Below are 9,195 nucleotides of genomic sequence, written 5' to 3' on the forward strand. Positions count from 1 at the left end.
GCGTATGAGTGCATCCATTACGGTGGTCGGCTTGGGTTCTGGCAACCCGGATCGATTGACGATAGGTATCATAAAAACCATGCAGCGGGCATCGAAGGTGTATGTGCGTACATTATCTCATCCCGTCATCGCTGCGTTGAATGAGTTCCAGATTCACCCGGAATCGTTTGACCATGTGTATGAAGCGCATGACACCTTTCCCGAGGTGTACGAATCCATTGCATCCGCGCTAATCAACTTGGCTAAGGCTGCTGAGGATGATCGTGAGCTTGTCTACGCGGTGCCCGGGCATCCGATGGTAGCGGAGGCAACGGTTCGGTTATTACGGGAGCGCTGCCCGGGAGAGAATGTGACGCTTACGGTGCTCGGCGGTGAGAGCTTTCTGGACGAGGCCTTCGTTCGCCTTGGTTTCGATCCCATTGAGGGCTTCCAGCTTCTCGATGCGGCTGAGCTACGTGCAAGTGTCATCCAGCCGCAGCTGCATACCCTGATCGGCCAGGTGTATGACATGTTTACCGCTTCGGAAGTTAAACTGGCGCTGATGGAACTGTATCCAGACGATTATCCGGTCATTGTCGGCCATGCGCTGGGCGTTGAGGGCGAGGAAGTGATCCGGCGCGTGCCACTCTACGAGCTTGATCGCATCGACGGATATGGGAATCTGTCGCTGGTCTACGTGCCCCGGAGCGATGACAGCCTGCTTCGGCAGCGAACGTTTGCCAGACTCCATGAGATCGTTGGCATTCTGCGCAGTCCTGAGGGCTGTCCATGGGACCGTGAGCAGACCCATGAATCCATCCGCAAAAATCTGATCGAAGAAACCTATGAGGTATTAGAGACGATTGATGAGGATGATCCTGAGCATATGCAGGAAGAACTCGGGGATCTGCTGCTGCAGATTATGCTGCATTCTCAGATGGAAGAGGAGCTCGGTACCTTTACGGTGTATGATGTCATTCAAGCGCTGAATGACAAGCTGATCTTCCGTCATCCGCATGTCTTTGGCGAGAGCAGCGCCAAAGATGCGGAATCTGCCCTGCAGAACTGGGAGCAGATGAAAGCGGAGGAGAAGCGCCGCAAGGGGCTCTCACCAGAGAAAGCCTCGGCACTGGATGGCATCCCGCGGGATCTTCCCGCCTTGATGAAGGCGTACAAGCTCCAGAAGAAGGCATCCAAGGTTGGTTTCGATTGGGATAACATTGAGGGCGTGTTCCAGAAGATTGAAGAGGAACTTGGTGAACTGAGGCAGGCGGTGACCGAGGGTCAGTCTGATGAGGATACGGTGCTTGAGCTCGGCGATCTGCTGTTCGCGGTCTCCAATGCGGCAAGATTTATCGGGGCGGACCCGGAAGAGGCGCTTTCGAGAACGAACCGGAAGTTTGTCAGTCGCTTCAGCTACATAGAGGAGCAGCTTGCCGCCCAGGGGAAAACCTTGCAGGAAAGTACCCTGGACGAGATGGAAGCCCTATGGCAGGCAGCTAAATCGGGATCGGCACAAAGCGGCGGTATCGATGTGTGAAAAAGGCAACTTTTCACGTAAAAAATAAAAAAATAGGGATTTGCGGCAGGAATTCCGCAAGGCATCCAGAATAATCATTAATGGTGAAATCTTGCAGATTGCAAGGCGGTTTAACCGAATAACCGTAAAATCTTATATTTTTCTGATAATTGGGAGGATTTAATTCATGAACAAAACAGATCTGATCAACAACATTTCCGGTAAAAGTGGTTTGACAAAAAAAGACGTAGAGAACGTCTTGAACGGTTTCCTTGGTGAAATTACTGAAGCTTTGGCTAATGGCGATAAAGTTCAATTGATCGGCTTTGGTACATTCGAAACTCGCAAGCGCGCTGGACGTACAGGCCGCAACCCGCAAACAGGTAACACCATCGAAATTCCAGAATCCAACGTTCCTGCGTTCAAGGCAGGTAACAAGCTTAAAGAAGCCGTAAAATAATGCGTGTCGATAAATTCCTGAAAGTATCGAGGTTAATCAAGCGGCGTACCGTAGCGAAAGATGTATCGGATCAAGGTCGGGTGCTGATCAATGGCCGTGAGGCCAAGCCGAGCAGCACGGTTAAATTGGGCGATGAGATCACCGTCCAATTTGGTCAGAAGCTGGTGACCGTCCGGGTCGAGCGTCTTACCGAGACAACCCGTAAAGATGAGGCGACCAGCCTCTATACCTTGGTCAAGGAAGAACCGATCGTTAAAGATCGCGGATTGGACTGGTAAGCAGCCCGAGCCGTTCCATCAAACGTCCCTCTCACCATATGGTGTGGGGGACGTTTTTATGTTTATCATATGTGTATAAACATTGCTTCCTTGCTCTCGTTCATTCTCCGTGCATTCCTTGCAGCGTCACGATCATTCCTGAAGCGGTTGCTCTTCTTCCGGTTCTAAAGGCAGGCACCTTCCCATAAGCTATTGTTAAAAGGAGGGGTACATGCCATGATCGACCAAGGGAAGGGAAAGTTTCATGACCTGCGGATGCAGAACCGGAAACTGCTGGACATTACGGGTGTCCAAAATGTGGAGAGCTTTGACAGTGAAGAATTTCTGCTTCAAACCGAGCTTGGGCATCTCACCATTCGGGGGCAAAATTTACATATTAAAAATCTCAGCCTGGAAGAGGGGCTTTTGTCGATTGAAGGTCAGGTGCATTCGCTAATTTATTTGAATCCCGGTTCGCAGACCAAGAACAAGAGTCTGCTGGGTAAGCTGTTTAAATGAACCCCAGCGTACAATGGATCACGCTGCTCTGGATGCTCTTCTCCGGAGCAGCGATGGGAGTCGCCTTCGACAGCTACCGGGTGCTGGCAGGGCAGCTCCGTTTCCCGCAATGGTCCAAGCATACCCTGGACTTCCTTTACTGGATTGCGGCAGCCTTCTTCATTTTTCGCATGTTGTATGTGACCAATGACGGTCAACTGCGTTTTTATGTGTTTGTGGGCCTGTTTATAGGGGTTTGGATCTATTTTTTATTATGGAGTGTCATAACCCAGCGTTTTGTGGTAATGTTAATTCAAGTGACAAAAGGCTTGCTGTCCTTTTTGTACAAGCTGTTCCGTATCTTATTGTGGAATCCGATCAAAGGAATCCTGATGCTTATCTTAGGATTGTTAAGGTTTCTATGGAAGTTTCTCCTGTCGCTGTTGCGTTTAGTCCTTAAATGCCTCATGCCTTTTTGGCGACTCTTGAAATGGATGCTGAGACCGATCACATCCAGAGTCAGGCTGCCGGCATGGTGCAAGCAATTCGCGGACAAGGTTATCAAGGCGTGGAAGCGCTGGTTTTAGGAGGTATGGTCATGGGAAGATTTGCTGATCCGTCGAAGCAGGCTCCCCAACAAACCAAGACAAAGAACAAAGGCGCACGCCGGCGTAAAAGAATGTTTGTGGCGATGATGGCGCTGTTTTTGATCTGGGCAGGTTCAACGCTCTGGTCCCAGAATGACCGCATCCGTAATCAGAACGAAGCGCTAGCTCAAAAGCAAGAGGATTATAAGTCCGTTGAACAGTCGCTAATCCAGATTACTCATGAAGTGGAGCGATTGAAGGACCCTGAATATATCGGGCAGATTGCCCGCAAGAAGTTTGGACTGTATCTGCCAAATGAGACGCCGATCATTCAGCCCCAAAATTCGGGCGAAGAGCCGTAATTAGGCAGGACAGACGTCTGTTGACCTTGTTTAGGTCATTATCGTATAATCAAATCACCGCAGCGCGATTTATAAATCGGACTGTATATTTTTAAGGGAGGATCATTTTATTCTATGGCAATTGAAGTGGGCACCAAGTTAGAGGGCAAGGTGACAGGCATAACGCATTTTGGAGCATTTGTGGATCTGTCAGGAGGTGTCACGGGTCTCGTTCACATCTCGGAGATCGCCGACAACTACGTTAAGGATGTCAACGATCATTTGAAGATCAACGATGTCGTTACCGTGAAGGTGATTAATGTCGACAAGGACGGCAAGATCGGTCTTTCGATCAAGCAGGCTGTCGACAAGCCGGCTTCCGAAAGTCGTCCACCCCGCGCACCGAGACCGGAACGCAGTGGAGGCGGCGGAGAACGATTCGGAGGTGGCGGTGGTGGAGGATTCAACCGTGAACGCGGCGGACGCCCGTTTAAGCCTGCGGCCAACAAGCCTTCATTTGAGGATAAAATGTCACGCTTCCTGAAAGACAGTGAAGAACGAATCTCTTCGCTTAAGAAGAATACGGAAGGCAAACGCGGTGGACGCGGAGCCAAACGTATGTAATTCGATAAAATATAAACTGACCGCAGAGGGAAATCGCCTTCTGCGGTTTTTTTGTCGTTGTATCCAAGGGTACGACAGGTTCCTACGCAATTTACGGCGCTTCCGTGTGGAATGAGCACGGGATGTCCGCCTCAATTCGGGAAATGATCTGCAAGAATGCTCCGGGCTTGACGCGTGTAAACACCGCTGGGCGTGGGGGATGAACGCTCTTTTCCCGATCGTTCGCAAGGCCCGTTGATTTTGTCGGAAATTTCTTTCGGGCTTGTCCGGTGTTCTGACAAACTTTCCTGAATAGGGGTTTTATAATGGGACCAACAAATTCGTGAAGAATGGGGTGCCAGCGTAATGGATAAAAGAAATCTGGTGATGTTTCCGGGTACTGAGGCAGTTAAAGGGGGAGCGGGTTCCATTCGTGCCCGTGTAACAGAACGGTTAGGACAGCTGCCTTTTCTACAGCGTCCCATCCACTTCCTGGCCGCTAAGAAGTGGATGATCCTGCTAACCTTCATGGGTTTTCTGCTCGGACGAGCTATGATTTTAGGCGAGCTGTCTCCATTTGCAATCGCTTATTTTGCAGTCATTGCCTTTATGCGCCGCGATTATTTGCTGCCGGTAGGCATCGCTATCGTTGCAGGAAGTTTATTTGCGTCCTTTCCGGTGGCATGGATGGTACCGGCAGAAATCTTGATCTTTTACTTTATGATGCGGGGATTGGAGACCTATGATCGGGCAGAATTGTCGTATGCACCGTTGATGGTATTTGTCTCCACCTTCTTTGTGAATCTGTTCAGTGTTCTCATCGGACCGAGCATTACCTGGTATTCCATGATGATGCTCACCTTGAACGCCGTGCTCAGCTTTGTCCTGACATTGGTCTTTATCCAAGCGATTCCGGTGCTGACGCTTCGTAAAAAAACTCATGTTCTTCGAAATGAAGAAATTCTATGTATTATCATTCTGCTGGCGTCGGTCATGACAGGTGCCGTTGGCTGGACGATCCAATCCCTGTCGGTAGAGCATGTCTTATCTCGATACTTAATTCTGCTGTTTGCCCTAGTCGGGGGAGCTCCGCTAGGCGCCTCGGTTGGCGTAGTAACGGGCCTCATCCTCAGTCTTGCCAACATTTCGGCATTCTCCCAGATGAGTTTGCTCGCCTTTTCCGGGATGCTCGCAGGTATGCTGAAGGAAGGGAAGAAGGGCGGCGTTTCGCTGGGCATGCTGCTCGGGGCAACCATTCTCTCCATCTATTTCAGCAATCCTGGAGAAGTGATGATCTCCACTTGGGAAACCTGCGCGGCTATTGTGTTATTCCTCATTACGCCCAAGAGCGTGATGCAGGCGATAGGCAAATATGTGCCGGGTACGCAGGATCATACCCGTTCACAACATGAATACGCCAAGCGGGTCCGGGATCTTACAGCGGACCGTGTGACTCAATTTTCCCGGGTGTTCCGGCAGCTCTCGCAAAGCTTCGGACAAACGTCCGGGGTTATACAGCCTCCGGGCAAACAGACGGAGGAGATGAACCATTTCATGAATGCTGTGGCAGAAGGAAGCTGTGCCACATGTTATAAACGGAATCAGTGCTGGGACATGAAGTTTTACCAGACTTATAAATATATGACCGATATGATGACCTCGATCGAGGAGAATCCCGAGATGGAAGCAGACGATCTGCCGCCGGAATGGAGCCGGATCTGTGCCAAGAAGGAGGAGGTGCTTGGCATCCTCAAGCAGCAGTATCATCTTTACCAACATGATATGCAGTGGAAACGCCAAATATACGATAGCCGTCATCTGGTAGCGGAACAATTATCCGGGGTTTCGCAGGTCATGGAAGACTTGGCCCGGGAGATTAAACGGGAAAGCCAGACGATGCACATTCAGGAAGAACAGATTCGGGAAGCGCTTCAGCAGCTGGGCTTATCGGTTCAAGGCATCGATATCATCAGTTTGGACTCTGGGCAGGTCGAGATTGAGATCGTTCATGCATACACCCGGGGTTATGACGAATGCAGGAAAATTATCGGACCGCTGCTGTCCGACATTCTCGGGGAGCATATCGCTGTAATGGAAGAGACCTTGATCCATCCAAGGGATGGATTGGCCACCGTGCGATTCGGCTCAGCGAAAACATATGAAATTATGACGGGCGTAGCCGCAGCGGCAAAGGGAGGAGATATTTTATCAGGTGACAGCTTCAGTACGGTCGAGCTGGGCAACGGGACGTTTGCGGTAGCGCTTAGTGATGGCATGGGCAATGGGGAAAGGGCTCGGCTTGAGAGCAGCTCGGCTCTGAATATATTAGAACAGCTGCTTCAGTCAGGGATGGATGAGAAGCTGGCGATCAAATCGGTGAACTCGATTCTCATGCTGCGCTCGCCGGATGAAATCTATGCCACGGTCGATATGGCCCTGATCGATCAATATACGGCTCAAACTACCTTTATGAAGATCGGTTCAACGCCAAGCTTTATCAAGCGGGGCAATGATGTCATACCGGTCTCGGCCAGCAACCTTCCGATTGGGATTATTCAGGATATCGAAGTGGATCTGGTGTCATTACAGCTGCAGGCCGGTGACGTTCTCATCATGATGACGGATGGCATATATGATGCGCCGGGTTATGCGGTAAACAAGGAGCTATGGATGAAACGCATGATTCAGGAAGTGAACAGTGAGGATCCGCAGGAAATTGCTGATTGTTTGTTGGAGAAGGTGATTCGCTACCAGCAGAATCAAATTCATGATGATATGACGGTGGTGGTCGGGCGTGTGGATCACTTCCATCCGGAATGGTCGAATGTGCATGTTCCGGGCTTTGCCCGAATGGAGCGGCCGCGAACGGTTAGCTGATCGTTTAGATAAACCAAGCGATTACCCGGGAAATGGAGGACCCCGGAGATGGTAAATCTTTTCCGCCGATTCTTCTTATATATCGTTTGAACTCTCTTGAATGTGGAAATGATAGAGATAGAAGTCAAATCGATAGGATGAGACGGAGGCGATCATTGATTATGAAACAAATTCTACTGATTACGGACGGATGCTCGAACGTTGGGGCCAGTCCGGTTCTGGCCGCAGCCCATGCGCTCCAGGATGGTATTGTCGTGAACGTGGTGGGGGTCCTTGATTACGGGACGATCGGAGAACTTGGGGGATTGGAAATTCAGGAGATAGCCAAAGCGGGAGGAGGCATACACCGGATCGTAGGCACACCGCAGCTGGCGCAGACGATACAGATGATGACTCGGAAAACGGTGGTTCAGACGATCCAACAAGCGGTAAATAAGGAGATACAGCATATTCTGGGGGGCGGGTCGCTGGAGGAGCTTCCGCCGGACAAGCGTTCGCAGGTCGTGGAAGTGGTGGATGAACTGGCTGAGACGTCATCCCTGCAGGTCGCGCTGTTAATCGATGCAAGCGCAAGCATGAAACCCAAGCTGGTTGCCGTTGAGGAAGCGATACGTGATTTGATGCTGAGTTTGAAAGCGCGCGCAGGCTCAAGCGAACTGTCCGTATTCCATTTTCCAGGAAAACACAGCGGCGAAGATATCGTGATGGACGTGAATTGGACCTCAGATCTGGACGGCGCCCGGGGAATGTTCAGCCGCCTGCAGATGAGGGGGGCGACGCCGACGGGACCTGCCTTGTTAAAGGTGATTGAATTTTACCGATATGGTACACTAGAAGGTAATCAATCATGGCAGGGTCATTCCAGCCAAGAGGAAGGGATGCTCGGTGACTACGTTGTCTAACCCGGGTTATCCGCCAGGAACCGTAATTAAGGGCAAGTGGCGGAACAGCCGGTACATCGTGGAACGTATGCTCGGCAAAGGGGCTAACGGCAAGGTGTATCTGGTTCACCGGGCAGGAGTACGCGAGCGTTATGCTTTAAAAGTAGGGCATGACGCTCTGGATCTTCAATCCGAAATTAATGTGCTGAATGCGTTAAAAGAACAGATGCCGGACCCGTATCTCGTGGAGGCGGACGATCATCATGACGGCAGCGGCGAAGTGTCCTTCTATGTTATGCGTTATATTGAGGGGAGTCCGCTGCATCATTTTATTAGCAAACGCGGTGCCGACTGGATCGGATTGATCGGACTGAAGCTGCTCGAGAAGCTGTCTGTTCTGCATGCATCCGGTTATGCATTCGGTGATTTGAAGCCGGATAATGTGATGGTTTCTGCATACGGAAGAGTGGAACTGATCGATTACGGAGGCGTCAGCCCTTTCGGACGCAGCGTAAAGCAGTTTACCGAATGGTATGATCGGGGATACTGGAATGCCGGAAGCCGGACTGGCGACGTAACCTATGATTTGTTCTCGTTTGCCGTGATGTGTATCGGCCTGCTGGATGAGAAATCATTACGGGAGGCGTCTTGTCAGCTTCCCCAGACCCGTAGTGTTGCAGATCTGCAGCTGGTGCTGCGAAGAAACCTCGTGTTCAAGCCATACGCTGTTTGGCTGAACAAGGCTTTATCGGGAGATTTCGCGGATTCACGGGAAGCGTTGAACGAGTGGAGAAAACGAATATACGAAGGTTCGGGCAGGAACGTGCGTCCTAATCCAGGACGAACTCCGCGTTGGCTGAAGAACGCGTTTGGTTTGTCGTTAGTCATCATGGCCCTTACTGTTTATTTTTTCTTCCGCTCATGAAGCTGAATTGTTACCTTGTTACTGGGAGTTCATAAAGGTGCGAGTTCAAAAAGGTCGGTTTTCAGCACCGAAGCTTATGCTTCCGATGTGCGTTTTTTCAAACGCTTCAGTTGGATGAAGCTAGGGACGTCAGGAGAGGAGCTACACGTTTTCGCAGAAAACGCCTTCGAAAGCATCTGCTGTTTTTGGTACGTGAGCACCTGAAATGTTTCCGCAGGAAACATACTTCGAAAGCATCTGCTTAGGCCCGGCTGAATTCAAGATTCGA

10 protein-coding genes are annotated in these 9,195 nt (G+C 50.6%); all 10 read left to right on the plus strand.

Annotation, left to right across the window (positions count from 1 at the left end):
• The first annotated feature begins 4 nt into the window (after positions 1-4).
• Positions 5-1,519: a nucleoside triphosphate pyrophosphohydrolase gene (mazG, locus tag ABEW73_RS32530; protein ID WP_430171300.1), complete on the plus strand. Its 1,515-nt coding sequence runs from the start codon at positions 5-7 to the stop codon at positions 1,517-1,519.
• Positions 1,520-1,685: 166 nt separating this feature from the next.
• Positions 1,686-1,958 (plus strand): HU family DNA-binding protein, encoded by a 273-nt coding sequence (locus ABEW73_RS32535; protein ID WP_009591918.1) that lies wholly within the window; start codon positions 1,686-1,688, stop codon positions 1,956-1,958.
• Entirely contained in the window at positions 1,958-2,236 is a 279-nt protein-coding gene (locus ABEW73_RS32540) for an RNA-binding S4 domain-containing protein (RefSeq protein WP_076326537.1), read from the plus strand. The genes ABEW73_RS32535 and ABEW73_RS32540 overlap by 1 nt, the downstream gene beginning before the upstream one ends.
• Before the next feature lie 216 nt (positions 2,237-2,452).
• Positions 2,453-2,734: a sporulation protein YabP gene (gene yabP / locus ABEW73_RS32545; RefSeq protein ID WP_009591926.1), complete on the plus strand. Its 282-nt coding sequence runs from the start codon at positions 2,453-2,455 to the stop codon at positions 2,732-2,734.
• The gene (yabQ, locus tag ABEW73_RS32550; RefSeq protein ID WP_098741226.1) at positions 2,731-3,300 is read left to right on the plus strand and encodes a spore cortex biosynthesis protein YabQ; all 570 of its coding nucleotides are present in this window, start codon (positions 2,731-2,733) and stop codon (positions 3,298-3,300) included. The genes yabP and yabQ overlap by 4 nt, the downstream gene beginning before the upstream one ends.
• Before the next feature lie 11 nt (positions 3,301-3,311).
• Complete coding sequence (locus ABEW73_RS32555) at positions 3,312-3,662, plus strand: FtsB family cell division protein (protein WP_098741227.1); 351 nt, start codon at positions 3,312-3,314, stop codon at positions 3,660-3,662.
• Between the two features lie 114 nt (positions 3,663-3,776).
• Positions 3,777-4,265 (plus strand): S1 domain-containing RNA-binding protein, encoded by a 489-nt coding sequence (locus ABEW73_RS32560; RefSeq protein WP_009591896.1) that lies wholly within the window; start codon positions 3,777-3,779, stop codon positions 4,263-4,265.
• Positions 4,266-4,610: 345 nt separating this feature from the next.
• The gene (gene spoIIE, locus ABEW73_RS32565; protein ID WP_430171298.1) at positions 4,611-7,121 is read left to right on the plus strand and encodes a stage II sporulation protein E; all 2,511 of its coding nucleotides are present in this window, start codon (positions 4,611-4,613) and stop codon (positions 7,119-7,121) included.
• A gap of 161 nt (positions 7,122-7,282) precedes the next feature.
• Positions 7,283-8,023: a hypothetical protein gene (locus ABEW73_RS32570; RefSeq protein ID WP_430171296.1), complete on the plus strand. Its 741-nt coding sequence runs from the start codon at positions 7,283-7,285 to the stop codon at positions 8,021-8,023.
• Positions 8,007-8,927 carry a serine/threonine protein kinase gene (locus tag ABEW73_RS32575; protein ID WP_430171294.1) on the plus strand — a complete coding sequence of 307 codons (921 nt, stop codon included), beginning with the start codon at positions 8,007-8,009 and terminating at the stop codon, positions 8,925-8,927. The genes ABEW73_RS32570 and ABEW73_RS32575 overlap by 17 nt, the downstream gene beginning before the upstream one ends.
• Positions 8,928-9,195: the final 268 nt, after the last annotated feature.

Source organism: Paenibacillus lautus (genome assembly GCF_050482385.1).
GTDB classification, from domain to species: domain Bacteria; phylum Bacillota; class Bacilli; order Paenibacillales; family Paenibacillaceae; genus Paenibacillus_AQ; species Paenibacillus_AQ lautus_B.

Coding starts and splice junctions, on each gene's coding strand:
- ABEW73_RS32535 (WP_009591918.1), top strand. CDS start 1,686: ATGAACAAAACAGATCTGATCAACAACATTTCCGGTAAAAGTGGTTTG.
- ABEW73_RS32560 (WP_009591896.1), top strand. CDS start 3,777: ATGGCAATTGAAGTGGGCACCAAGTTAGAGGGCAAGGTGACAGGCATA.
- yabQ (WP_098741226.1), top strand. CDS start 2,731: ATGAACCCCAGCGTACAATGGATCACGCTGCTCTGGATGCTCTTCTCC.
- spoIIE (WP_430171298.1), top strand. CDS start 4,611: ATGGATAAAAGAAATCTGGTGATGTTTCCGGGTACTGAGGCAGTTAAA.
- ABEW73_RS32540 (WP_076326537.1), top strand. CDS start 1,958: ATGCGTGTCGATAAATTCCTGAAAGTATCGAGGTTAATCAAGCGGCGT.
- yabP (WP_009591926.1), top strand. CDS start 2,453: ATGATCGACCAAGGGAAGGGAAAGTTTCATGACCTGCGGATGCAGAAC.
- ABEW73_RS32555 (WP_098741227.1), top strand. CDS start 3,312: ATGGGAAGATTTGCTGATCCGTCGAAGCAGGCTCCCCAACAAACCAAG.
- mazG (WP_430171300.1), top strand. CDS start 5: ATGAGTGCATCCATTACGGTGGTCGGCTTGGGTTCTGGCAACCCGGAT.
- ABEW73_RS32570 (WP_430171296.1), top strand. CDS start 7,283: ATGAAACAAATTCTACTGATTACGGACGGATGCTCGAACGTTGGGGCC.